We start from the raw sequence: 26,737 nt of genomic DNA, 5'->3' as shown, positions 1-26,737 counted from the left end.
CAAAAAACATGAAATTGACTAATTTACAAATCCCCTTTATTTTAATATTTGCTAGTTTCATTTTTTCACCCGCAGGTTATAGCCAAAATCCCGCATCAAAAATATCTAAACTATCTGAAGAAGTTACAAAACTGCGGACACAAGGACAAACTGGATTACAAACATTTCTCAAATCCCATATTCATAACTTAACATCTCCACCGGAACCACAAATTAAAACAGCCTTAGACCAATTGTGTCAACAACGAGATTGTTATGCCTCCAAATTATATTGGTATACCGATTTAGAACAAGCTAAAACCGCTGCTAAAATTAGTGGTAAACCCATACTTTCCTTACGATTATTAGGGAGATTAGATACAGACCTCAGTTGTGCCAATAGCCGATTTTTTAGAGTAGCATTATATCCAAATGCCGAGATTTCTCAAGAATTAAGAGACAAGTTTATCTTACATTGGCAAACAGTCCGTCCTGTTCCCAAAATAACCATTGATTTTGGTGACGGACGCAAATTAGAAAGAACAATCACAGGTAATAGTATTCATTACATTTTAGATAGTTCTGGTCGTCCCATTGATGCCATTCCTGGACTTTATGGACCAAAAGCCTTTCTTAAACAACTCCAGCAAGGGGAAGTAATAGCCAAAATTTTGAGTAACCAAAATGGTGAAAAATACAATTTATTATTACAACAATACCATTTACGCCGTCTTGATCAAATTCAAAACCAATGGAGAACAGATTTATCTAAATTAGGTATTCAATCTCCACCCCGTTTAGTAGAAAGTCCCAATAATTCAACCTCACCTCCTAGTGCTAGATTAGCAAGTTCTTTAGCAGTTTCCAAAGCAGTAGTCGAAAGACCAATACTTAATTCTATGCAAGCAGAAACATCAGATAATTCCTCAGAAATTCTTGATAAAGAAACTTGGGACAAATTAGCCAGACTATACCAAAATGATGCCAAACTTGATAAAAATAGCATAACTTTAATTCAAGATAAAAAGTTACCAAATCCAACAGATAAAAATAATCTATCCAGAGTAATTCGCAACTTTGAAACCGTCATGGCATTAGATACAGTCAGAAACGAATATATGCTACATAGACAAATTCATCAATGGTTTTTAGCAGAAAATCAAACATCAAATGTTAATCAACTGAATGAAAAAGTCTATGCTGAATTGTTTTTAACACCTAGTTCTGATCCTTGGCTGGGTTTAGTCAACAATGATACTTATAGTGCAATTGATAATGGTGGTATTGTTGGGAAAAATTAGTCAAATATTGGGCGATTAGAAATCGCTACTACACAAGCAAAGTCCACCTGCGTGGACTAAAGACATTCAACCCACGCAGGTGGGTTTTGTTTTTATAGCCGCGACTTCCAGTTGCCCAGCCTGACTAAAAGAACTTCAAAGAATCTAATCTTCCTAAAACAGTCATATCTTCAGCATCTAATTCTACAGGAATCCCACTGCGAATAAGTTCCGAAAAATCCTCATTGGGAACCATAATTGTTAACGCATAAAGACGATTTCCACCCGTATTTCTAATCAAATGTGTACCTGTAGGTGGCACTAATAAACTATCTCCAGCTTTGATACCTACGGTTTTACCATCACAAATGACAATTCCTTCTCCTTTAAGAATAAAAAACATTTCTACAGCCCATTCATGACGATTTGGTGGCGTTTGTCCACCGACATCAAAGATTTCAATACAACAAGTTAAAGAAGTATTAGCACTGGCAGAATCAAAGATAATTGCTAATCGGTTAGAGTCATGGGGACTAATCCGATATGCTTGATAATCTTGAGGAGATTTGATAACTGGAATTACACAACTAGTATCGTACATATTTGTAATTGGTATTTTCTAGCCAATTGACTTAATTATTAATTACCGTTAAAATTGCGGTCGAATCTGTTACAAAACCGAAACATTGTTGCACATTATATAAAGTTGCTAACCAACAATATTCTGGTGAAGTTGTTGCAGTACAATCTTTGACTAAAATACAGTCGTATCCTAAAAAATTGGCATCAGACAAAGTTGATAAAACACACTGATCAGCATTTACACCAGCAAAAAATATTGTAGTTAAACCCAAATTGCGTAAAATACTATCTAAATGTGTATCCCAAAATCCACTCATGCGATATTTATCAACCTTGATGTCTTCTGGTAGTTGTTCTAGTTCTTCCACTACCGCAGCAGCCCAACTGCCCTTCATTAGTACCTTAGCACCGTTGCTGGGCAAGGGATCACCTAATCCGACACCTTCTCCTGTGGGGTTGTATACGTGCAGTAATCCAGCACTGATATTTAGTAAATCAGGACGATTTGCCCAATTTAACCAAATTACAGGGACACCAACAGCCCGAAATTGTGGTAATAATTGTTGCAGAGGTGCAATCGGTTGACGGGCAGGGGTAACATCTACACCAATGTGCGCTAACCAACCGTCAGGATGACAAAAATCATTTTGCATATCAATGACAATGATAGCAGCTTTGGATAAATCGCAGCGGAGAGTTTTAGTTTCTGTCTCTAAAATAACTGGTTGTGGAGTTTTTTCTGGACGGGTAATATCTGCAAATGTCTGATTTACTTGCCAAGTATTGGGGAAGATTCCTAATTTCCGAAGGGGTAGATTCATAAATGCCAATTCTCAATATAGTTGTTTAATTTATAGCTTGAAATTAGGGTAAAGTCTCAATTACTTAATTAAGGTTAAAATCATGAACTTGACGATCAAAAAAGCTTTAATTAGCGTTACAGATAATTACATCACTACAGATGTACAGGTTGTAAATGGTAAAATTACCGCTATTGCCCCTAATTTAGAGATAATTGGCACAGAAATAAATGGGGAAAACAAACTTTTATTACCTGGGTTTTTCAATGCCCATACCCATTCTTCGGAAATGTGGCAACGAGGAGTAATTCCCCCTTTACCTCTAGAATTATGGTTAGCACATCTCTATGATTTTACTCCTTTAGAGGTAGAACAAATTTATCTTAGTGCTTTGGGAACAGCGGTAGAAACTCTACTTTCTGGGGGAACAAGTGTAGTAGATCATTTAGTATTAATTCCTGGAAAAGAATTAGAAACCATTGCCACAGCAGTTCGCGCGTATCAAGAAGTAGGAATTCGGGCTTTTATTGCCCCTCTAATTCAAGATCAATCTTTGAGTGCGGGCATACCAAATGGCAAGGCACAACTAAATCATGAACCTTATTTTCGTCCTCTTGCAGAAACTTTAGCAATTGTTGAAGCAGCAGTCAAACAATTTCATCAACCGGAAGCAGGAATTAATATTTTAGTTGCCCCGACAGGGATTCAGTTATGTAGCGATGATTTATTTACAGGATGTATAGCATTAAGTAATAAGTACAATCTTTGTCGTCATACCCATTTATTAGAAACCAAAGCCCAGGAAAAACTGGCTGAAGAAAAATATGGTTGTACTGGGGTTGAACATTTACAAGAAATTGGTTTTTTAAACAGTGGCACAACTTTAGCACATTGTGTATGGTTAAGCAAATCTGATATTAATATCCTTGCCCAAACTCAATCTACAGTCGTTCATAATCCTTTAAGTAACCTTCGTTTAGGTAGTGGGATTGCCCCAATTATCAAATATATTCAAGCAGGAATAAATGTGACTTTTGGCTGTGACGGTGCTTCTAGTAACGACTCTCAAGACTTGTTAGAAGCTATTAAAATAGGTTCGATTCTGCACAATGTTACAGAAAGAGATTATCAAAACTGGATTACACCCCGTCAAGCCTTAGGAATGGCATCTTTAGGAGGTGCAAAAGGTTTAAATGTAGAAAATCAATTGGGTTCTCTTACTGTTGGCAAACAAGCTGATTTAGTTCTATATGATCTCAATAATTTATCATTACTTCCCCGGACAGATCCTATTAGTTTATTAGTTTTAGGTCGTCCTATTAACGTTGTTAATAGTGCTTGGGTGAATGGTAAGCAAATTATTAATAATGGTCAAATTACCACAATTAATGTTGATGAATTGCGCCAAGAAATATTTAACCGTAGTCACTGGGGAACACAACCTAAATCAGTTAATGTAGATAAGTTATCACCTCATTATCGGCAAGTAATGGGATTAGATTAAGTCAAATTAATTGATTTTTTTAACTGAGTTGATATTACAACCTCAATCAAGGAACATATAACTATGAAATTTAGAAACATCAATCCTATCAAAACATCAATTAGAGTGATAATTCTGGGTATTAGTTTAGCTGGAGGCCATGTTTTTGCCCAAACATTATCACTTTCACCTAACTTGATTGGTTTTGATACTCCTGAAGGTGAAACTTTATTAATTTCTAGTAAATCAAAAAATGATTTTTTTCCACTAAGTACACAGTTTCTCACACAAAACAATCAAGCATATTGTGGAGTTGCGAGTATTGTTATGGTGTTAAACAGCTTAAAAATTCCTGCACCAGAAGCACCACAATATAAACCATTTCGGGTATTTACCCAAGATAACTTTTTTAGTAATGAAAAAACTAGAAATATAGTAAGTCCTGAAGTTGTTTCTCGTCAAGGGATGACTTTAGATGAATTAGGAGGATTGCTAGGAAGTTACGATGTAAAAGCTAAAGTTTATCATGCTGGTGATACAAATTTAGAAGAGTTTCGCAAGTTAGCAGCAGAGAATTTAAAACAACCAGGAAACTTTGTGATTATTAACTATTTACGGAAAGAAATTGGTCAAGAAAAAGGTGGACATATTTCGCCTTTAGCAGCATATAATGAGTTAACAGATAGATTTTTAATTATGGATGTTTCTCGCTATAAATATCCACCAGTTTGGGTTAAAGCAGTAGATTTATGGAAAGCAATGAATACAGTTGATTCAACAGCAGGGAAAACGCGGGGGTTTGTATTTGTGAGTAAGAATAATTGATATTTAGGGAATCAAATCAACTTCATAGAGAGACAGAATAGTATTGATAAATGCCTTTAATTCAGGACATTGATTAACGAAAACCATCAAATCTTGGTCTTTCAAAAAAATATATGTGACTTTTTATGAGGAGGTATTTTCAAACTGATAGTTTTGTGAGAAATTACACATTACTGCTAAAAACAACATACCGTAAAAAATGCCCATAATCACCAAAACCCAACACCTCATCTTCTCTTTCATCTCCCTGACTGCCATCCTCACCACCCAAGCAGTATCAGCCACCATTACCGTACCCCTCCGCAGTAAAAAAGGGATGGTAGTTTCTGCCCATCCTTTAGCCAGTGAAGCCGGACTTTCAATGTTAAAAAAAGGCGGAAATGCAGTAGATGCGGCAGTAGCTACAACCTTCGCTATTTCCGTAGTTGAACCTTTTTCGGCTGGTATTGGTGGTGGTGGTTTCTTACTATTACATTCTCAAAAAACAGGGGAAATCAAAGCTTTAGATTTTCGAGAACGCGCACCCATTAAAGCTACTAGAAATATGTATTTAGATGCTAATGGTAAAGTGCGTCCAAATGTGAGTACAGATGGTTATTTAGCAGTAGCAACACCGGGAACTGTGGCAGGAATGTATGAGGTACATCGTCGTTATGGTAAGTTACCTTGGAAAGAAGTTGTTAAACCAGCGATCACACTGGCTAAAAATGGTTTTATCATTAGTGATAGGCTTTCTTGGCGTTCCTTATCAGCTTACGAATTTCGTAAACAAACAATACTAAACAACCCAAAAGCAAAAGAAATCTTTACTCGCAATGGTGAATATTATCAACCAGGAGAAAAGCTGGTACAGCAAGATTTAGGCAAAACTTTAGCAGCCATTGCGGAGAATCCCCAAAGTTTTTACACTGGAAAAATCGCCGAAACCATAGCTTCAGATATGGCAAAAAATGGCGGTTTAATTACTCTTGAAGATTTAAAAGCCTACAAATCAATTTGGCGAACTCCTGTCTGTGGAAACTTTCGTAAAGCTAAAATCTGTTCTATGCCACCACCATCATCTGGAGGCGTTCATTTATTGCAGATGTTAAATATTATTGGTGATACAGATTTGCAATCATTAGGATGGCATCATCCCGACGCTATACATTTAATGGTAGAAGCAATGAAAATTGCTTATAGAGATAGGGCAAAATATTTAGGTGATCCTGATTTTGTGAAAGTCCCAGTTTCTGAATTAATTAGTCCAGCTTATGCTCAAAAACGCCGCCAAGAAATTAATATGAATATGGCAACACCATCAACAGAAATAAAACCTGGACTGAAAACATCAAAATTACATGAATCAACAGAAACGAGTCATTTAAATGTAGTTGATGCAGACAGAAACGCCGTTAGTTTAACTTTTACAATTAACCTCGGTTTTGGTGCGGGAATTGTCACCCCAGGAACAGGAATCGTTTTAAATAATGAAATGGATGATTTTGCGGCTGCACCAGGAGTACCTAACGCCTTTGGATTAGTGGGTAACGAAGCTAACAGTATCGCCCCCCAAAAAACGCCTCTTTCTAGTATGACACCTACTATTGTGACTGAAAACAATCGCTTGCGGATGGCTGTCGGTGCGCCTGGTGGTAGCACGATTATTACCCAAGTATTGCAAATTATTTTGAATGTTTTGGCATACAAAATGGATGTGGGTGCAGCGGTTTCTGTACCACGCATACATCACCAGTGGCTACCTGATCAATTGGGAATGGAAGCATGGGGTTTTGATGCTTTAACTTTGGTAGAATTACGCCGCAGGGGACACAAAATTAAGGAAACGACACCTTGGGGTAATGGAAATGCCATCGCAGTTACAGAAGATGGTACTTTAGAAGGAGCAGCAGATCCTCGTGGTGATGGTTCTCCTAGAGGCTATTAAGCAATTAAAAATTCAAAATTAAGAATTACAAATTAAATGGAACGTGCTATTTCAGCCCTGGGAATTTGCATTTTTATCGGCATATCCTACGCTATTTCTGTTAACCGTCATGCTGTGCGTTGGCGTACAGTTGCTTGGGGTTTAGGGTTAGAATTTATTTTGGCTTTAGTAATTCTCAAAACTTCTTGGGGTTTAAATATATTTAAATCTTTAGGAAATATCGTGGGTAATTTCTTAGCTTTTTCTGATGTTGGGGCAAAATTTGTCTTTGGTGAAAACTTTAAAGATCATCTTTTTGCTTTTCAAATTCTGCCAACAATTATCTTTTTCTCATCATTTATTAGTGTTCTCTACCACTATGGTATTTTGCAAAGGGTTGTCAATGTCCTAGCATGGATAATGATGAAAACCATGAAAACATCTGGTTCTGAATCTTTATCCTGTGCGGGAAATATCTTTTTAGGCCCCACAGAAGCTGCACTTATGGTTAAGCCTTATGTAGCCAATATGACCCAATCTGAATTACACGCCGTTATGACAGGTGGTTTTGCTACTATTGCCGGTGGAGTATTAGGTGCTTATTTATCTTTTGGGATTCCACCAGAACATTTAATTGCTGCTTTTTTTATGACTTCTCCTGTTTCTTTAATAGTATCAAAAATCATGTATCCAGAAACAGAAATATCGGCAACTACGGGGAAAGTCAATATAGATATCAAGAGTAATTATGTTAATGTGATTGATGCTGCTACTTCAGGGGCAATAGACGGCGTAAAATTAGCAGTTAATGTGGGGGTAATAATTATTGCTTTTTTGAGTTTATTAGCTGCTGTCAATGCCTGTTTAGGTTGGTTGGGAACTTTGATAAGTTGCCCGCAATTATCCTTAGAATGGATGTTATCTTTTATTATGGCTCCCGTCGCCTGGTTAATGGGGATAAGTTGGGCTGATTGTGGACAAGTGGGGGCATTATTAGGTAAAAAGACGATTCTTAATGAGTTTATTGCCTATTTAGATTTAGGAGAACTGATTAAAAAACAAACAATTTCTCAACGTTCAGCGATTATTGCTACTTATGCTTTATGTAATTTTGCTAACATTGGCTCCATAGGAATTGCCATTGGAGGGATGACTGCAATAGCACCCAACCGCCAACAAGACTTAGCAAGAATGGGTGTAAAAACGATGATTGGGGGATTATTGGCAAGTTTTATCACCGCTGGGATTGCAGGAATGTTAATTTAATTCTTCTCTATCGCCACACCTAATCGCCAATTGTTCACTTTTTTTATGTCGTTAATTTTACCTGCCAAAATAAACTTGATTCCCGTGCGAGTATGTAAATACCCCTTAGCAAGATCATATCCGGGCTGGGCAATAATGCCATCTGCACTTTGACCAGTTTTGCTGATATCACCACAAAAAGTCTGATTAGTTCCTAAATTAACTGTCATAAAATTATCATATAAATGACCTTTTGGTACCATGAATATAGCATATATATGATGCCGACCTAACCAAGGCTTAACTATAACTTTCTCAGGATGAATCTCAGATTTTGTGGTGTTAATGCTTATAAATCCCCAATTTTCACAGGGAATAGTTGGTACTTTCCCCAAGAAATTGTAAAAGCCAATAGTCGCCACTAAAGTGCAGGTAAATAAGAGATAAATAATTTGATGTTTTCGCACTGCTAATATCAATAACTATGTTTTTACCTATAGTTTTGATTTTACTAACTTTATCAAAATAATAAAGTGCGTTCGCCTACGATCTTTAACAGATCATTCAGTACCCGTAATCCCTAAAAATAAAATTATTCGCAATAGCAATACCTTAGCCATTTTCTGTAGGTTGGGTTAAGCGACAGCGCAACCCAACGCATTTGTTGGGTTTCATACCTACGAATCAAGGCTTTTTCCAATTTGGACAAGGTATTGAATAGACACCCAGTTTAGTTAATCATTGTGTTAAATTTTGCCAAAGTTTGGGCATAATACTGTTTATGTTTGTATTTCTTAGGCTGAATATAACTAAATGAAACGGGTATTTTTTCAAAAAATTAGCTTATGGTGGTTATTCCTGATATCTTGCGCCCTTGTCTGGTCTATTGTCATCCTGTTACCAGTATCTGCAAATTCTATTAACACCCTCCAACAACAACAGCAGCAAGTTCAGCAACAACGTCAGAATGTGATTCAGGAACAAAATCGCTTAACTAATTTACAAATACAAGCACAAAAACACCTCAGCGGGTTGAACCAAAATCTGCAAGCTACCAATAGTTACATTCAAGATAGTGAGCTACGATTACAACAAGCTACTCAACTTCTCCAACAGTTAGAAGCTAATTTGACTATTGCAGAACGTGATTATGAAAATCGCCAAATGGCTACAGTAGAACGGTTACGCTTTCTCCAGCGTTCCCCCACTTCTCAAGGCTGGGCGGTTTTATTACAAAGTCAAAATATTAACGATTTTATCAGTCGTCGTTATCGCCTAAAATTAGTTTATCAGGCAGATCAACGAATTTTAGCCCGACTATCTCAACAAGCAAATTTATTGATTCAACAAAGAACAGAAGTAGCCGGACAGAAAAATCAAATTGCTTTAATTAGAGAACAATTATTAGCCCAAAAAGCCGATTATCAAACTCAAGCACAATCACAAACGGAATTAGTGCAACGTTTAAATAATGATCGCTTGGCCTTAGAAGCCGCCCAAAATCAACTAGACAAAGATTCTCAAAACCTCACTGTTTTAATTCAAGAAAAAATCGCCCAACAACAAAGAATTGCTGCACAACAAGCAAGGGAAGCAGCCAGGGCGAAAACTGCTAGTAAAAATGTGATTATTCCCGGTACAGGTATCTTTGCATTTCCCAGCGACGCACCCACCAGCAGCCCCTTTGGTTGGCGTGTACATCCCATCCTCGGTTATCGGCGTTTTCATGCCGGTTTGGACTTTGCAGCCAGCTATGGGAGTACAATTCGCGCAGCCGATTCAGGGACAGTGATTTTTGCCGGTTGGTATGGTGGTTATGGCAAAGCCGTCATTATCAGTCACAGTAAGGGCATTACCACCCTCTATGGACACGCCAGCGAATTATCCGTCAGCGAAGGACAAACCGTACAAAAAGGACAACCAATCGCCCTTGTCGGTTCTACAGGCTTCTCCACAGGTCCCCACCTTCATTTTGAAGTCCGCCGTGATGGTACACCAGTTGACCCTGCAAATTACTTGTAATTAAATTCTGCATAAATTCAAAAAGTATGTTATAGTTCCAAATGTATATGAGGGCGCGTGGCTCAGTGGATAGAGCAACAGGTTCCGGTCCTGTAGGTCGGGGGTTCGAATCCCTCCGCGCTCATTACATTTATTAGGCTTTTGACTTGAGAAAAATCACACATCGCGCTAGTCTTCATTAGCGTCAATCTGTGAAACTTAAACCATGACAACCAACCCCCAAATACCCCCCTGTACCTGGAATCGTCCCATTGGCTTAGGTTGGGATCAACCCTACACCGTCCGTTATCCTAGTAATATTGATGATGGTCCCTGGCACGGAATGCCCCTTGGTGGCTTTGGTGCAGGTTGTATAGGCCGTTCCTCACGGGGAGATTTTAACCTGTGGCACATTGACGGGGGAGAACATACTTTCAAACACGTTCCCGCTTGTCAATTTAGTATCTTTGAATCTGGACAAGCTTACGCTTTATCTACCCAACCTCCAGAAGATCATACACTGCAATCTTGGCAATGGTATCAGCCTATTTCAACTGTATCAGAATTAGAGGCGGGCAAGATGCCCACCCCACAAAATATAGGCACATATCATGCACTTTATCCCCGCAGTTGGTTTGTTTATGACAATGTCTTAAAAACACAATTAACCTGTGAGCAATTTTCCCCGATTTGGGCAGATAATTATCAAGAAAGTAGTTATCCTGTTGCAGTTTTTTTGTGGAAAGCCCACAACCCCACCAATTCCCCAATTACCATGAGCATTATGCTAACTTGGGAAAATATGGTGGGTTGGTTTACTAATACTTTAAAATCTCCCGAAGTGCGAGTTAGAGATGATGGTAGTCCTGTTTATGAATATCTACCACGTTGGGGAGAAAGTCAAGGCAATTACAACTGTTTAGCAGAAGATGATCAATATTTTGGTTGCGTTTTAGGTCAAGTTTCTCATAGTCAAACTGTCCAAGAAGGAGACGGAACTTGGTGTATTGCCACTGCAAAAAATCCTCAAGTGGAAATATTTTATCATTCCCGATTTAATCCTGTGGGTAATGGTGAAGATGTTTGGCAAAGTTTCTCAGAAAATGGTTCTTTACCTAATTATATAGATGAAACTCCCGCAGATGAAAATACAAGGTTAGGTGCGGCAATTGCGGTACGTTTCACTTTGCAACCTGGGGAAAATTTAGAAGTTCCCTTTGTGCTAAGTTGGGATTTTCCCGTCACAGAATTTGCAGCGGGAGTCAACTATTACCGCAGATATACAGACTTTTTTGGTTGTAATGGTGAGAATGCTTGGCAGATTGCCACTACTGCTCTTAAAGAATATCAAAATTGGCGATCGCTCATTCAAGATTGGCAAAATCCCATTTTAGAAAAATCAGATTTACCTGACTGGTTCAAAATGGCATTATTTAACGAACTCTACGATTTAACCAGCGGGGGAACTCTCTGGAGTGCGGCTTCAGAAATTGATCCCGTTGGTCAATTCGCTGTGTTAGAATGTTTGGATTACCGTTGGTATGAAAGTCTAGATGTCCGGTTATACGGTTCTTTTGGACTGTTGATGCTATTTCCTGAATTGGAAAAATCGGTAATTCGCGCTTTCGCTAGGGCAATTCCCCAAAGTGATGATAGAACTAGAATTATCGGTTATTATCTGACTATCAAATCTGAAAGTCCTAACGCAATTCGGAAAATCGCCGGTGCGACACCCCACGATTTAGGCGCACCTAATGAACACGTTTGGGAAAAAACCAATTACACTAGTTATCAAGATTGCAACCTGTGGAAAGATTTAGGTTGTGATTTTGTTTTGCAGGTATATCGAGATTTTCTGTTTACCGGTGCAAACGATATTACCTTTTTAGCAGATTGTTGGGATGCTATTGTCCAAACTCTCGATTATGTGAAAACTTTTGATCTCGATGGTGACAGTATACCGGAAAATTCTGGCGCTCCTGACCAAACTTTTGATGATTGGCGTTTACAAGGTGTCAGTGCTTATTGTGGTGGTTTGTGGTTAGCTGCTTTGGAAGCTGCTATTGCTATTTCTCGGATTTTAACGAACCGCAGAGGCGCAGAGGACGCGGAGGTGGAGGTGCAAGGGTCTATTTATCAAGGTTGGTTGAATCAATCAAGGCCAATTTATCAGGAAAAGCTTTGGAATGGTGAATATTACCGTTTGGATAGTGAAAGTGGTTCTGATGTGGTGATGGCTGATCAGTTGTGTGGGCAATTTTATGCTAGGTTATTGAGTTTACCAGATATTGTCCCCAGCGATCGCGCTTTATCTGCTTTAACAAAAGTATATGATTCCTGTTTTCTCAAGTTCCAAAATGGTAAATTCGGCGCTGCTAACGGTGTTCTTCCCAATGGTTTACCAGAAAATCCCAATTCTACTCATCCTTTGGAGGTGTGGACGGGAATCAATTTTGGTCTAGCAGCCTTTCTTGTGCAAATGGATATGAAAAATGAAGCTATGCGGTTAACTGAGGCTGTGGTTAGGCAAATTTATGACAATGGTTTGCAATTCCGCACCCCGGAAGCTATCACCGCTAATGGTACTTTCCGCGCTAGTACCTATCTCCGCGCTATGGCTATTTGGGGTATTTATTTACTAATTCGCTAAATTCAACATTTTTAAGATCCCCGAATTCTTAGAGAAGTCGGGGATCTTAAATCAATCCCTGAATATATAGAAAAAATACACAATTTCTTAATTATTTGATTTTTATGGGATTTTTACCGAAATTTTATTTTCCTGATTATTTCCGGAATTCACCGAAAAAATCAGTAATGTTTAAGAGTTGAGGAATTTAAATCTGAAAACCAATGCTTTAAGATATGCCTCTTTTCTCTGATTTAGTATGAAATCCGTCGTTCTCAGGAATGTTAATCAATCACTGTGTAAACTCTCTGCTCAACTATCAGTGGGTTGACTTTCACTCGCAAAGCCACTGAAAAATGAAAAATCAGCAATTAGCAATAAATCACATCAATAATTGCGTTTTGCAGCGGCTGTGGCAATGATGGTAAGTTTAAGCGATGAGCATTAGATTCTTAACTCGTTTGCTTAAGTTGGTGATTAGTTAAAGTACATTTTTTAGCCCAGTCACCAAAATAACATCTCCATTTCCCTACTTAATTTAGGGTTATAGCAGATAAAAAGATTAAAATTACTCACTTTAAAAATTCTCTACTCTAGTTTGAGAGAGATGAGAATTTACCAGCGGAATTCAATTATCTAAGAATGTGATTAGTTACAGGCTAGTTGAATAAAGCAAGGACAGCAGTAGCTTTATCAATCTATTTTGTCAGGTTTGTCAGGTTCAAATCTAGTTGGTATCTACGACTCGCAGTTTAGGTAATAAGTTCCCTGTTAGTTTGGATATGATCAAAATTTTGATCTGGCGATCGCTCCTGAACTTTGTTTCCGCCGCTGAAAAAAGTTAATCAGCCTTGGGAGTTACACTATAACCTCTTCATTGCTAGTTGTCAACTAATTCCCAGGTGATTTTTTGGGAATGCTGCCAGAAAATTTGGGTTAGTAATTTCCTTCCCACCCTGAATCTTAGGGGTTTACATACTGAAATTTTGAGAAGATTTAATTTATTGACAATTACTTAAGTATACGGAGTCAACCCTGATTCTATACCGAAGTATCTGCTTTTGGCAGCATCATCAGCGGGAATTGGCAATAAATTATGATAGTTATTCCTGCTTACCCAACTTAATAACTATCACTACAATCTTACTGATATCAATAATTTGTATATATATAATTGCCAAGTTTGTTATTTCAGCAAATAGCAATATTACTTCATTAATAAATGGCTATCAGTAAATAAATTAGATAATCACTAAAGGTTCATGATGATACATTTTTTGCTAAACACATCTGATTAGAGGCTTGTCTTAATGTAAAGACAAACATACCAGTAAATTAAAATAATATCTAAAATCAGAAGATTAAAAATAACTTTTACTAATAAAAATTAAATTATTTCTTGCCTTATCTTCATACCTATTGTCTGCAAATTTATTTATAAGAGAAATCCCTACAAGCCTTGTATAGTAGGTATTTCAGATAAAACTTTTACGAGAAATTTATATTTAGAACATCAACATTTATTGCATTAAAATATTGATTTGACTATTAAAGATAGTAGCTTTCATTATTTATGTACTAGAAACATAGATAGAAGTGATTGGTAGTATTTTTGCTTTGTATAACGATAATAGCATCTGCCAATCAGATTAAAGTGGGGGGTGTCACCCCTTATTTTTTTAGAAGTGGGGACAAAACTTAAACCTGCACAAGACATAAGTAAATATCTAGATATGTTCAGTAAATTTAACTTAAATCTTGCCAGTTTGGCAGATGACATTAGCGACAAAAAATAGTATAAATAAAAATGTGGCTGTTGAAATTAAGAAATCAATGGTTTTCCTGACTCCATTCAGCAATTATGAGCTTTTACCTAAAAGCACCGTAATGAATGGCAAGAAGTTATACAGCAGTAACCAGGGAAAAGCAGAAAATTTCTACTTGGAAAATTTCCACAGTACACAACAGCATCTACGAAAAGCTACGTCGCACTCCCATCCTCCAGGTAGAAACCAGAATGATTCATTAGTAAGTACAAACCAAAAGCCTAGAAGTAATTAATACACATTACCTCAAAGGAAAATAAGTATTACTGGATGAAAACAGTAAAACTACTCGGAAAATCAGGGTATATGCGACCAAAAACAAAAGTACACAGGCTTGATTAAAAACAGTCAGGTTTTCAATCACAGGTCAGGTTATGAAAAAAATCGTCAGGTCAAACTCGTCTTTTAGTTCAATTCCATCGGTAATTTCAGAGATGCAGCTCTCTGAATTCCATTCCCGTCAGGTATTCATATTCGCAAGTACCGTACTTTTACGAAAAGTTGTTACTCTTATCTGCCACGAATTGATTACCTATAGATTCCGGTCATTCCCGCAACAGCAATTTGGCTGAAGCTGTCGTTCAGCGGCCATTAAGACCATCGCATTTGCAGAAACTGGACTAATTTACTCAATTCAACGACAACTAAGATTATGAATCAAGATATTGCTGGCAGCGGTAACAACTTAGATAAGAAAATTCATCCGGAACAGTTTGACCAAGTAGTCGAAGCGATTTTAGCAGGGAAGTATTCTTGGGCTTGTCTTTTAATGTTGCGGTTCGTGGGCTATAATCCGATGCACTATATCCCCTATCGCACTTATAACCGGATACTGAAAGAAAACGCCCGCATGAGTCGCTCAAACCCACAAAATAATGAAAGTCTGAAAATTGCTAAATCACCCACAGAGAAAAGATCCGAAAGCAATCTAGCATCTAGCTGTTTAAGCAAGATTAAGGATATAGCTTACATGGAAGTGGGCGGCAAGCAAAAGGCAGAAGCACGCGCTAACAGTAGGGAAAAAAAGTCGGCATAGTGGTCAATCATATCGTAATTGCTTGTTACTCAGATCAGCTAATGGGAAATGTGAGTAACTGCAATTACTGAGTCCTTGGTAAAAATCTGCCAGAATGGCAAATATACACTGATAACATCTTATAGAATTACTCGGTAAGCGTAAAATTCAGATACCTTAGTCACCTAAACGAAGGTTCATGGCGGACTAATAACATTTTTCCCAAAAAAAGTGTTTTTGTCTGTACATAAAAAACCCAAGCTGATTGCTTGAGCATTCAGTTTCTGATTAATTAAATAAATTCTACATCAAGACTGATGAACCATGACTAAAGGTGGTTCTTTTTCCCAGGAAGTCTGAGCAATTTTCAATTAGGGTGGTGGGTTGCCCTAATCACATTGAGATGGCTAGAGAATTTCTGCTACTAAATTTGGTGTAACTAAGGTTTGGCTAACTTTAGTTACTAAGGTAGATGGGGAAAGGGAAAAGTCATGATCAAATCATTCTCTTACTCTCAAATTATTACTGTTATGTCAACTGGCAATTGATATAACAAAAATGAGAGGCTGTAAATTTATTACAGCTTCTTTTCTCATGTATATAAAATTATCCAAAAGGATTTACTAGAAATTACCAAACATATTTTTATCAAATGTAAGTTTATATAAATTTTATGTAAAGTTTTCATGAAGTTTAGATGAAGATTTCATTTTTTATATAAATTTTAGAAGAAGATATAGCAGAATTTAAAGATAACAATTAAAGCTTTGTCACTTTTTTATCTAAACTGAATGGCTCTAGGGTGGCGTTAACCATAGGCTATCGGACAGACAATTTTATATTTAAGAAAGTCTGCTGATGAGAATTTTCTGATTTTAGGTTAGTGTAAGGGATAGATTATATTCTTCCTGACCTAATCTACTTTAAGGCTGCAAGTTTTGGAACAGGTGTTGCGTAATTATTGGTTAATTAAAACTGCATAAACTGAAATATTTTCGGTTTGATTGATTAACCTGAATACCAGTGTTTATAAATATCCTTAAATCTAAATTAGGGATAATATCATGCTCTAAGTAGATTTTTGGCATGATTAACTAATGTAGATCAATCTGGCATTAGAAAGAGAAAGTTTTGGAGTTTATCTGTAGGTGTTTTACCAGACAATGCTGTTTATTGGGGGACAAAACAGCTATGCCTGTTGCATAGATATTGAGAATTAAATGAATACTCGTAAGACATCCTACAGATTAAATACTGAATATCTGTGAAATTTTTTGCATCTGTATTTGAGCAATGGATGTATAACAGGTGACAGGTGACAGGTGACAGTGCTAAAAGCCTAAGTTGTAGCATCGTTGAATGTCCTAACCGCCTTGTCTACTGTTGTAACAGATAGATTTTCCCAAATTTGAAAGTAGAAGGCAATTGGTAAGAATTATGTCATCTTATTCTCATCAAGATCAGGTTGTTAATATTTACGATGCTTATGAAAGTAAGTTTTTAACACCTTTTCAGCGGAAGGCTTTGCTAAAAAATTTACAAAGTAATTCGCAACCAGAATATCGGCGACGGATTGAAATTATGTTGTTAGCAGATATGGGAAAATCGCAAACTCATATTTGTGAAATGATTGGTTGTTCCCAGGAAATGGCCAGGTATTGGATAGGTATTGCTGAGGCAGGTATGGCGCACAAATGGAATCAGCGCCCATTAGGCAGACCAAAGATTGTTAATCATCAATATATTGAAAGATTGAAAGAATTAGTTAATTGTAGTCCTCGTGAATATGGCTATGCTTTTAGTGATTGGACTGCTCAATGGTTGAGTAAACATTTAGCGAAGGAATTGGGAATTCAAATTAGCGATCGCCACATTAACCGTCTACTTAAACAAATGGGACTTTCTACTAAACGCAAAAATTTCCCCTTGATAACTACTGAGAATCAGGATTTAGCAATTAAAATTAGTGATTTGCATTCTGCTCCTGAATCTAGTTTTCATTGGTCATTTAATCTGATTCAGACCAATAAATAATAGTGTTTTGGAGGTTAGGAAATGCTATCAGCGTTTTCTCAGGAGCAATTAGCTACACACATTAAGCAAACCTTGGGTGATGCGCTATCAGATCAAGCAGTTACAAGTTGTATCAAGGCTTTAGAAATTATTGAACCACCAGTAGCAAAGCAATTTTGGCAAGCTACAACAGCAAACCCAGGAATTTATATTGTACTGACGGGTAAGGTGAGATTGCTGGATAGTGCCAATAATTTAATTAATACCCTCACACCAGGGTCATCATTTGGGGAGTTAACTTTATTTCCAGAACAAGAGTTTAGCAATTATGTGGCTAGAGCTTCTGTGAATTTAAAGATTGCCTATATTCCCCAAAAAACGTTGAATAAGCTCATGGGAGAATTTCCGAGTATTTATGATCGGTTGCTGAATCAAGCCCAACTAATTAATACTCCCCAATCTCCAGAAATTCCGATTATCGAAGTTCCAAGATCCGTAAAAAGTGTCAATTTCACACCACCAATAATTGCCACACCGACAGAACCAAAAAAACGTTCTCAATACTTTCCTGTTCCTACTGTAAGTGCCAAAAATTGGTGGCGTAAATTTACCAAACGCTATCCATTTTTTGAACAACAGAGTGCGGCTGATTGTGGTGCTGCTTGCTTAGTTATGGTGGGTCGTTACTGGGGTAAAAACCTGAGTATTAATAGATTGCGGGATCTTGCTAATATTAGCCGTAGTGGTGCGTCCATGCGGAGTTTGAGCGCAGCCGCAGAAAGTCTGGGTTTTTCTACCCGTCCAGTCAAAGCTAGTTTAGATAAATTTGCCCAACAACCCCTACCAGCGATCGCTCATTGGGAAGGTAGACATTACATAGTTGTCTATGAAATTACCAAAAAACAGGTAATTATTGCCGATCCTGCTATTGGGCAACGTCAGCTAACTATTAGTCAATTTAAAGCAGGTTGGACTGGTTACGCTTTATTATTACAGCCTACAGCTTCACTCAAAAAAACAGAAGAAGCTAACACACCATTTTGGCAGTTATTAGATTTAGTTAAACCACACTTTCAAGTCCTGCTAGAAGTATTTATTGCTTCGGTATTAATTCAGGTATTTGGGTTAATCACACCTTTATTTACTCAACTTTTATTAGATAGAGTAATTGTTCAAGGTAGCGTCTTAACCTTAAACACTGTAGGGTTTGGATTGTTGATTTTCGGTTTGTTTCGTGTCGCCATTAATGGGTTAAGACAATATTTACTAGATCACACAGCTAACCGGATTAGCGTCGCCTTAATGGTGGGATTTATTAAACATACATTTGGCTTACCTCTGGCATTTTTTGAGTCCCGTTATGTTGGAGATATTGTCTCCCGTGTCCAAGAAAATCAAAAAATTCAGCGTTTTTTGACTGGTGAAGCTCTGTCTATTGGTTTGGATTTGCTGACGGTCTTTATTTATGTGGGATTAATGTTTTGGTACAGTCCACCAATGGCATTAATGACATTAGCAATTGTGCCACCATTTGTGTTGTTAACATTATTTGCCACACCATTTTTACGACGAATTAGTCGGGAGGTATTTACAGCAGGAACGCTAGAAAATAGTTATTTAATTCAAAGCTTGACGGGGATTTCTTCGATTCGCTCAATGGCAATTGAACAAACAGTTCGTTGGCATTGGGAAGAATTGCTGAATAATTTAATTAAAAAGAACTTTAGTGGTCAATTAGTTAGTAATCAACTGCAATTAATTAGTGCTACTATTCAATCTTTAGCAAGTACAGGATTATTATGGTTTGGAGCTTGGTTAGTCATTCAAAACCAACTTACCATTGGTCAATTGGTTGCTTTTAATATGCTGCTGGGTAACATTATTCAGCCCTTTCAACGATTAATTATTTTATGGAATCAATTACAAGAGGTAATTGTTGCTACAGAACGGATTAATGATGTTTTAGAAGCAGAACCAGAGGAAGATTTAGAACATCAACCTCGGCAATTTTTACCGAGATTAATCGGGGGTATTCGCTTTGAGAATGTGACTTTCCGCTATCATTCCGAAAGCGAAATCAATATTCTCGAAAATCTCAGTTTTGAAATTTTACCAGAACAAACTGTAGCCGTTGTTGGCCGCAGTGGTTCAGGAAAAACAACACTTTCTAAATTGATTTTGGGTTTATATCTACCGACAGATGGAAGAGTTTTAATTGACAATCAAGATGTGACTAGTATTTCCTTACATTCCCTGCGATCACAAATTGGAGTTGTGGATCAAGATACATTTTTATTTGGAGGAACAATTCGGGAAAATATTATCATTGCCCATCCTGAAGCCTCTTTAGAAGAGATTATGGAAGCAGCCCAACTTGCAGGGGCAGATGAGTTTATTAAAAGGATGCCAATGGGTTATGAAACCCAAATTGGTGAAGGTGGAGGAATGTTATCAGGAGGACAACGCCAACGGTTAGCAATTGCCAGAGCTTTATTAGGAAATCCTCGACTTTTAATATTAGATGAAGCCACCAGCCACCTGGATGCTGAATCTGAACGCATTATTCAGAACAACCTCAAAACAATTCTTCAAGGACGTACAAGTGTAATTATTGCTCACCGTCTTTCCACCGTTCGTCATGCGGATCTAATTTTAGTTTTAGATCGTGGTGTTTTAGTTGAAAGCGGTACTCATGAAGAATTAATTAGCAAAAAAGGACATTATTTCTATCTCAACCAACAACAAATTAGCACCAACAAATTAGCACAAACAAATTAATCGTTTGATTATAACCAGATCCCTGACTTTTTGAAAAAGCTGGGGATCTATCTCCGTCAAACCACAACTACAAAAATATAGCACCCTAAAATTACTTATGCCACCATCAGTTTATACACAAACAACAACTAGTAGAAGCCAACAGAATCCAACTGAATCTACGGCTTTAGTCCCAAATCAAACCCAGACATTAAATAAAGCTAAGGATTGGTTTTATGGTACAGAAGAATTATTAGATGCTTTACCAAAAGCATGGACTCGTTCAATGTTGTATTTACTAGTCAGTTTTGCAGCAATTATTTTACCTTGGGCAATGTTAACTAAGGTTGATGAAACAGGAAATGCTACAGGAAGAATAGAACCCAAAGGTGCAACACAAAAATTAGATAGTGCTGTCACTGGTAGTGTGGTTACTGTTAATGTCAAAGAAGGTGCAACCGTTAAGGCTGGACAAATCTTAGTAGAAATGGAATCTGATGTTCTACAAACAGAAATTCAACAAGCAGAAGCTAAATTAGAAGGACTAGTAAATCGCCAAACTCAACTAGAAATCTTAAAAAATCAAGTCTTAATGGCGATTAATATTCAACGTCAACAAAACCAATACCAATCATTAGAAAAAATTGCTCAAGTTAATCAAGCCAGACAAATATTTGAGACAAAAAAAAGTGCTTATAATTTCCAACACTTAGAGAAATTAGCACAAGTTGATCAAATAAAACAAAATATAAAATCTACTCAAAGTAACTATAGGTTAGTTACAAGTCGGTTAAATCGAGATGTTTCTGAAGTTGAACGTTATCGTCTACTTTTAAAGCAAGGTATAATTCCTCAAACTAAAGTAGTGGAATTAGAAAAAATTGCCGAAGAAAGTCAAAGATTACAACAAGAAGCAAAATTTAATATTCAAACAGCACAGTTACGGTTAAAAGAAGAATTCAGCCGTTATCAGTCGCTCATGAATCAAGTTAATTCAGATATTGAACAAGCTAGGTTGCGATTAAAAGAACAAGAAAGTAGTTATAAAAGTTCTATACAAGGAGGAGAATTAGTATTATTAAAAAGTCAGGAACAGTTTAAAGACTTACAAAATCAAATTATTTCCGTTCAATCAGAAATCTCGCAAATAAAAGGACAGATTATATCCCTACAGTTACAGCTAAAACAGCGAATTGTCCGCTCTCCTATTGATGGAACGATTTTTGAACTACCTATTAAAAAACCTGGTTCTGTAGTGCAGCCAGGACAAATGATTGCTCAAGTTGCGCCTAAAAATGCTGCTTTGATTTTGAAGGCACGGATGCCTAGTCAACATAGTGGATTTGTCAAGGTAGGAATGCCAGTAAAAATTAAATTTGATGCTTATCCTTTCCAAGAATATGGAATTTTATCAGGGCGAATTACTTGGATTTCACCCAACTCTAAAATTCAGGAAAATAGTTCCAATCGCATAGAAACTTATGAATTAGATATTGCTTTGGAAAATCCTTATATTCAAGTTGGTAACAAGCAGATTGCTCTCATCCCTGGACAAACAGCAAGTGCTGAAGTAATTATCCGTCAACGTCGAGTTATTGACTTCATTTTAGATCCATTTAAAAAGTTGCAGAAAAATGGTTTAGAGCTTTAATAGTAATTAAAATTAAAGACAAAAATCATGTAATTATGTCTGACAAAAAAGACGTTAATATGCAACTTTTAGATCATTAACTTACAAGCTATGTAAAAATGAAATAGTCAACTTAACTCAAGATTCAGAGGATAATCTCATGGAAAGAATAGTAATTTATGACTTATATCCCACTCATACAGAAACCTTCATTGATGATTTAGAACCAAAGGAACTAAATATTATATTAGGAGGGATATTTTGGAGAAATAATCCTAATTGGGGGTTAAATCCGAATATTTTGATAAATACTGTTTATGATGGTATCAATACCGTATCAACAACCTATGAAGGAGGGAACAACTTTCGTGACAATAAAATTAATACAGTAGATTATTCCCGAACGGCTAATATTCGGATATATCGTTGATTATTTCCGCAAATTTAAAGTTCATTTTCTCACATAAAGGCTAACTGCTCACTTTTTGATTAGGAAATAAGATCATGGCTACAATCATAATTTCTGACTTACAATTTATTGAGCAGAAAACATTTTTGTATGACTTAACTTCAGAGCAAGCAGAGGAGATATTAGGTACTGGTATTTTAACTGGTTTTTTACCTTTTGGGCGTAGTTCTGATGTTCTGATAACGACTGTTTATGATGGGATAAATAGCGTTGAGTCAGCATATAGAGGTCCATTTAGTTTCTCTGACAACAAGATTTTTACTCTTGATTTTTCAAGAACAGCCCTCTATTTAATAGTCTGAATATTTCAATAATCAGATCCCTGATTTCTTGGAGAAATTGGGGATTTAAGTTTAGTAATTATTCTGTTAAGTAGGTTAGCGTTAAACATTGTCATGATGATAAGGTAAAAGAAAAAAGGTTTTGGGCAATTTTACTTTTTTTTACAGATTTTTTTGATCTAACCGACACCTACTTATAAATTATCGAAAATATTAAAAGTATCATTAGATAGAGATAAGAAACTAACATATCAGGTAAATATAATAAATACGTCAATAATTTATTTAAACAAGCTCAAAAAATGAATTTTTAATAAATGTAGTAAATTGAGGAATTAGATCATGTCAAATATCATAAAAGTATCCAAGGAAGATATTATTTATCACATTAAAATATCTTGTCAAATCCCTAGTTTATTAGAAGCAATTGCTACTAGAAAAATTATTACTGAAACTGCTGAAAAAGAAGGTATTGTTATCGAGATAGCAGAACTACAACAGTCCGCAGATAACTTACGATTAGCTAACAATTTAATTAAAGCAGAAGACACCTGGGCATGGTTACAAAAACATTATCTTTCTTTGGACAATTTTGAAGAAATAGCACATCTAAATCTTGTATCTGCAAAATTAGCCCATCATTTATTTGCTGATAAGGTTGAACCATTCTTTTACGCTCACCAACTAGATTACAGTGCAGCAGTTACCTATGAAGTGATATTAGATGACGAAGACTTATCCCTAGAAATATTTTATGCTCTCCAAGAAGGAGAAATTAGTTTTCAAGAAGTTGCTCGTCAATATATCCAAAATCCTGAAATAAGAAGGGCTGGAGGATATCAAGGTATCCGTAAACGTAGTGATTTTAGACCAGAAATTGCTTCCGCAGTGTTTGCATCTCATCCCCCAGAAGTTCTCAAACCAATAATTACACCCAAAGGAGCGCATTTGATTATAGTTGAAGAAATCATCGAACCCCAATTGAATGACCCAACCCGTGTAGTAATTCTTAGTGATTTATTTACCAACTGGTTAAAAGAAAAAATTAGTAAATTAGAAATTGTTGCTACATTAGGAGACGATACAAATTCTTCCTCTTCGGCATAAATATTGAGCTAGTTAAAATTAGATAATTAAAAAACTGAGAATCTTTGGGTTACTTGAAGATTCTCAGTTTTTACATGATCAAAAAATCAGTATCATCATCATTCATCTAAGGTCATATATATATCCTCTGAATGGGTATTAAGATAAGGATATTGTAATTTAATTTTTTGCAATGCAAATTGTTCAAAAATAGCCTCCATTCTCCTCTCAGGATTATTATTACCCCCTTGCCAAGCAGCAATTAAACCATTCGCAATAATTTGACAACGATGAGTACCAAAACTTTCTTTTTCACCAAATTTATTTTCTGGTTCTTCAGCACAACCTAATCCTGGTGCTAGTTGCTTGGTAAACAACGGTACTTGGGGGGAAAAACTATCTTGATTTTCTGAATATACCCTTTGTAATATAGGGTGAATAGTTTTATATTCATGCTTACTAAAATAAAGCACTGCTGAATCATAACGTTCATATTCATCAGGAGCATATAGAGCTTTAAATGAGAAAGCAACTGGAATATTATTGAGTTCTCTTGTGATGCTCTCCATGACAGATACTGCACCATCTGAGGATAGATTAAAGTAAATTCTGACAATATCTTGATTGTCTTGAGTTCCTAAATTAGATACTGCCATATAAAATCCATTTTGAACTAAATTCTTAGGCATTTTAATGGCAACTAAATTACCAACAGTAGCAGATTTATCAATCTCTGATAAATATAAATCACGCTCAATATGCAAGGTTAAACCATTTTTATGCACCACTAAACATCCATCAGCTTCTTCATTAATTACTAACCAATTTTTACTCCAATAGCCTAGACCTACATTACTTGTATGTAGTCGTTCATAAAAAGCCAAATCTATGCCAAATAAGCTATTATTACTGAGATTACTGTCCTCCTTATCAGCATTAGTAGAGTTATGCCAAGAACCATTGTAATAAGCACTGTACAAGAAATTACGTAATTGAATACTCAAGTGTTTATTTTGAATATCCAATGGTAAATCTTGAAACCTAGATATTACTGATTCTGGTAATTCCAATAATTTGTATTCTGGATGCTTAATAGAATAAAATGATTCGATTTCCAGATGATTAGCAATATTTTGCAGTGATGTCTGTAATTTCTGCGGTAGTTGGAAAAGTTGACGATCTAGAGAATCTAATACTTGCATACAGGATTTCCTTCTCTCAGCAAGAGATAAATTTTTATAAATTGTTTGTTGTTGAAAATTCAGTCCCTAAAATTGTGGAAATAGATGCTTGGGGACGACATAATAAACTTTTGGCAACTTGAAGAATACAGATACCTGAATTACCAAAAGTTTTTTCATATTGAAGTTTAGCCTGAATCGCTCTAATTAATGCTAAACCACTAAATTGCATCACTAATTGTAAGAAATTTGGACGACGTTCTAAAATTTCTGGAAAGTTAGCTAAATAACCAGTAACTAACGCTGATAAAGAAGGTTGAATCATTGGTAATGGAATAGCAGCTAAACGCAAACATTCTTCAATAGGTATGGTTTTATTAGCCACGATGCTATATAACCAAATTTGCAAGTAACTAGCAATTATTGTCCCTAAATCATTGGCAGGATCTCCCCAATTACCTCTTTCCCAATCAATCAAGCGGAGAATATTTTTATTGCCAGGTGATTGATGCTCAATTTCTGTTTCCCAGTTTAAAGATAAAAGAATATTATTGAGCTTGAGATCATTATGAGTCAGGCAACAAGGCATAAAAGCCCGATTTAATTCGGCAATTGCTTTTGCTAAATTATCGTAACGTTGATAGAGAGCAAAAAACTTTAATCCATCAGCAGGAAGATTACCAAATATTTGTGGTGTAATTCTATTTAATCCTTTGTCTAATTGTGGATTTTCTAGGGATTTTCCAAAAAGTGTTTGATAATTTTGATCCTCTATTGTTGTTCGATGAAATGCGGCAATAGTCTTACCAAGTAACTCAGCAATCTCAGGAGGAAATATATGATCTTTGGCATAAAATTCTGCCAAATCTTGATATTGATTTAGATAGTTAAACACCATAATGGAGTTTTCTAAATCAAAATAGACTGCTTCTGATAAATATGAACGTAAATAATTTATTTCTGGAAATTTTTGACAAAAATCATGAATTCTCCATTCATCTTTAAATTCACCTAAAGTTTTACCATCTCGATCATGACGCTCTTGTTTAACTAAGAGTTGACGTTCATCTGGTAAACTGATTAATAAATTAAAGTTTTTAGCTGGTTTTAACTCAATTTGACTTAATGATTGATCCTGTGGATAACAAATTTCATGATCAACCAGGTAGTCAAAAACGTTAGCAGAGCTTATAAGAAATGGCATGGTTTTAAATCGAAAATTAGTTAACAATGGGTCGATTAATTGACGAAGGCTAATTGTTTAGAAAATGATGTTTAATTATGCTTGTTAAATGAAGTTGCTAAATAAGAGATTGAATCTATAGCATAGGCTAACAAGATGAATTCCATGGACTTAATTCCGAATTTAACTAATTCATTAAAATTACTACTGTTTCCACCGAATATAGAAACAGATTCCATATTACTAATTTCATGAATTAATAATTTTTCCGAAATTGTTAGGTCAGAAATTATAATTCTTGCCATTTGTGTAATGCCAATTAATTACTATGATAGCCGTAAAATGCAAGTAGGCAATAGGTGACAACTGATTATTTAATCCAGTTCAGTGAGTTATCTAAAATTCTGATTGCTCTTAAATAATAGGAGAATAAGAATGATAAATTCTTGACTGAACCAGATTTTTAGGGAATAAATCAGCAATTTAATTTTGTTGATTTATCCCAGAAATTTTAATGACCAGAGTAATTATTGCTATGACTATGGCTAAATGATTTAGCTAGAGAG

At 36.1% G+C, this 26,737-nt stretch carries 20 protein-coding genes and 1 tRNA gene; 16 read left to right on the top strand and 5 right to left on the bottom strand.

Going from position 1 to position 26,737, the window contains the following annotated elements; genetic code table 11:
- Nucleotides 1–8: 8 nt before the first annotated feature.
- Entirely contained in the window at nt 9–1,280 is a 1,272-nt protein-coding gene (locus FJR11_RS01170) for a hypothetical protein (protein WP_168501892.1), read from the top strand.
- Between the two features lie 124 nt (nt 1,281–1,404).
- On the opposite strand, the gene FJR11_RS01165 is transcribed toward FJR11_RS01170, so the two are convergent.
- Complete coding sequence (locus FJR11_RS01165) at nt 1,405–1,860, bottom strand: cupin domain-containing protein (protein ID WP_168501891.1); 456 nt, start codon at nt 1,858–1,860, stop codon at nt 1,405–1,407.
- Nucleotides 1,861–1,891: 31 nt separating this feature from the next.
- Entirely contained in the window at nt 1,892–2,662 is a 771-nt protein-coding gene (locus FJR11_RS01160; RefSeq protein ID WP_168501890.1) for a cysteine hydrolase family protein, read from the bottom strand.
- A gap of 82 nt (nt 2,663–2,744) precedes the next feature.
- Between FJR11_RS01160 and FJR11_RS01155 the strand changes: the two genes are divergently transcribed.
- The 4 genes from FJR11_RS01155 (at nt 2,745) to FJR11_RS01140 (ending at nt 8,121) form a co-directional block, all read left to right on the top strand.
- The gene (locus FJR11_RS01155) at nt 2,745–4,145 is read left to right on the top strand and encodes an amidohydrolase (protein WP_168501889.1); all 1,401 of its coding nucleotides are present in this window, start codon (nt 2,745–2,747) and stop codon (nt 4,143–4,145) included.
- Between the two features lie 63 nt (nt 4,146–4,208).
- Nucleotides 4,209–4,949: a phytochelatin synthase family protein gene (locus FJR11_RS01150; RefSeq protein ID WP_168501888.1), complete on the top strand. Its 741-nt coding sequence runs from the start codon at nt 4,209–4,211 to the stop codon at nt 4,947–4,949.
- A 199-nt stretch (nt 4,950–5,148) separates the two neighbouring features.
- Complete coding sequence (gene ggt, locus FJR11_RS01145) at nt 5,149–6,876, top strand: gamma-glutamyltransferase (RefSeq protein ID WP_168501887.1); 1,728 nt, start codon at nt 5,149–5,151, stop codon at nt 6,874–6,876.
- Between the two features lie 36 nt (nt 6,877–6,912).
- Nucleotides 6,913–8,121, top strand: coding sequence for a NupC/NupG family nucleoside CNT transporter (locus FJR11_RS01140; RefSeq protein ID WP_168501886.1), 1,209 nt, complete (start codon nt 6,913–6,915; stop codon nt 8,119–8,121).
- On the opposite strand, the gene FJR11_RS01135 is transcribed toward FJR11_RS01140, so the two are convergent.
- Entirely contained in the window at nt 8,118–8,567 is a 450-nt protein-coding gene (locus tag FJR11_RS01135; protein WP_168501885.1) for a hypothetical protein, read from the bottom strand. The two genes, FJR11_RS01140 and FJR11_RS01135, sit on opposite strands and share 4 nt — an antisense overlap.
- Before the next feature lie 346 nt (nt 8,568–8,913).
- On the opposite strand from FJR11_RS01135, the gene FJR11_RS01130 reads away from it, so the two are divergent.
- The 11 genes from FJR11_RS01130 to FJR11_RS01080 all read left to right on the top strand — a co-directional run bounded on the left by FJR11_RS01130 (nt 8,914) and on the right by FJR11_RS01080 (nt 23,828).
- The gene (locus tag FJR11_RS01130) at nt 8,914–10,122 is read left to right on the top strand and encodes a M23 family metallopeptidase (RefSeq protein WP_168501884.1); all 1,209 of its coding nucleotides are present in this window, start codon (nt 8,914–8,916) and stop codon (nt 10,120–10,122) included.
- Nucleotides 10,123–10,173: 51 nt separating this feature from the next.
- Nucleotides 10,174–10,246, top strand: a tRNA-Arg gene (locus FJR11_RS01125).
- Between the two features lie 81 nt (nt 10,247–10,327).
- A complete protein-coding gene (locus FJR11_RS01120) occupies nt 10,328–12,751 on the top strand; it encodes a GH116 family glycosyl hydrolase (protein WP_168501883.1) in 2,424 nt (807 codons plus the stop codon).
- Nucleotides 12,752–14,621: 1,870 nt separating this feature from the next.
- Entirely contained in the window at nt 14,622–14,759 is a 138-nt protein-coding gene (locus FJR11_RS01115) for a hypothetical protein (protein ID WP_168501882.1), read from the top strand.
- A 449-nt stretch (nt 14,760–15,208) separates the two neighbouring features.
- Entirely contained in the window at nt 15,209–15,592 is a 384-nt protein-coding gene (locus tag FJR11_RS01110) for a HetP family heterocyst commitment protein (protein ID WP_168501881.1), read from the top strand.
- Nucleotides 15,593–17,008: 1,416 nt separating this feature from the next.
- Nucleotides 17,009–17,605 carry a helix-turn-helix domain-containing protein gene (locus FJR11_RS01105; protein ID WP_168501880.1) on the top strand — a complete coding sequence of 199 codons (597 nt, stop codon included), beginning with the start codon at nt 17,009–17,011 and terminating at the stop codon, nt 17,603–17,605.
- Between the two features lie 21 nt (nt 17,606–17,626).
- On the top strand, nt 17,627–20,362 hold the full coding sequence (locus FJR11_RS01100; RefSeq protein WP_168501879.1) for a peptidase domain-containing ABC transporter: 2,736 nt from the start codon (nt 17,627–17,629) through the stop codon (nt 20,360–20,362).
- Nucleotides 20,363–20,459: 97 nt separating this feature from the next.
- On the top strand, nt 20,460–21,992 hold the full coding sequence (locus FJR11_RS01095; protein ID WP_168501878.1) for an HlyD family efflux transporter periplasmic adaptor subunit: 1,533 nt from the start codon (nt 20,460–20,462) through the stop codon (nt 21,990–21,992).
- A 139-nt stretch (nt 21,993–22,131) separates the two neighbouring features.
- The gene (locus FJR11_RS01090; protein ID WP_168501877.1) at nt 22,132–22,401 is read left to right on the top strand and encodes a hypothetical protein; all 270 of its coding nucleotides are present in this window, start codon (nt 22,132–22,134) and stop codon (nt 22,399–22,401) included.
- Between the two features lie 74 nt (nt 22,402–22,475).
- Nucleotides 22,476–22,742, top strand: a complete 267-nt coding sequence (locus FJR11_RS01085) for a hypothetical protein (protein ID WP_168501876.1) — start codon at nt 22,476–22,478, stop codon at nt 22,740–22,742.
- A gap of 321 nt (nt 22,743–23,063) precedes the next feature.
- Nucleotides 23,064–23,828 (top strand): peptidylprolyl isomerase, encoded by a 765-nt coding sequence (locus FJR11_RS01080; protein ID WP_168501875.1) that lies wholly within the window; start codon nt 23,064–23,066, stop codon nt 23,826–23,828.
- A gap of 98 nt (nt 23,829–23,926) precedes the next feature.
- On the opposite strand, the gene FJR11_RS01075 is transcribed toward FJR11_RS01080, so the two are convergent.
- Both FJR11_RS01075 and FJR11_RS01070 read right to left on the bottom strand, forming a co-directional pair.
- Nucleotides 23,927–25,009 carry a T3SS effector HopA1 family protein gene (locus tag FJR11_RS01075; protein WP_168501874.1) on the bottom strand — a complete coding sequence of 361 codons (1,083 nt, stop codon included), beginning with the start codon at nt 25,007–25,009 and terminating at the stop codon, nt 23,927–23,929.
- A gap of 34 nt (nt 25,010–25,043) precedes the next feature.
- Nucleotides 25,044–26,192, bottom strand: a complete 1,149-nt coding sequence (locus FJR11_RS01070; RefSeq protein ID WP_168501873.1) for a phosphotransferase family protein — start codon at nt 26,190–26,192, stop codon at nt 25,044–25,046.
- Nucleotides 26,193–26,737: the final 545 nt, after the last annotated feature.

The sequence above is a fragment of the Anabaena sp. UHCC 0187 genome, from assembly GCF_009712035.1.
Lineage (GTDB): Bacteria > Cyanobacteriota > Cyanobacteriia > Cyanobacteriales > Nostocaceae > Dolichospermum.
The sequence above is the reverse complement of the archived record's forward strand: the minus strand, read 5'-3'. Positions and strand labels throughout refer to the sequence as shown.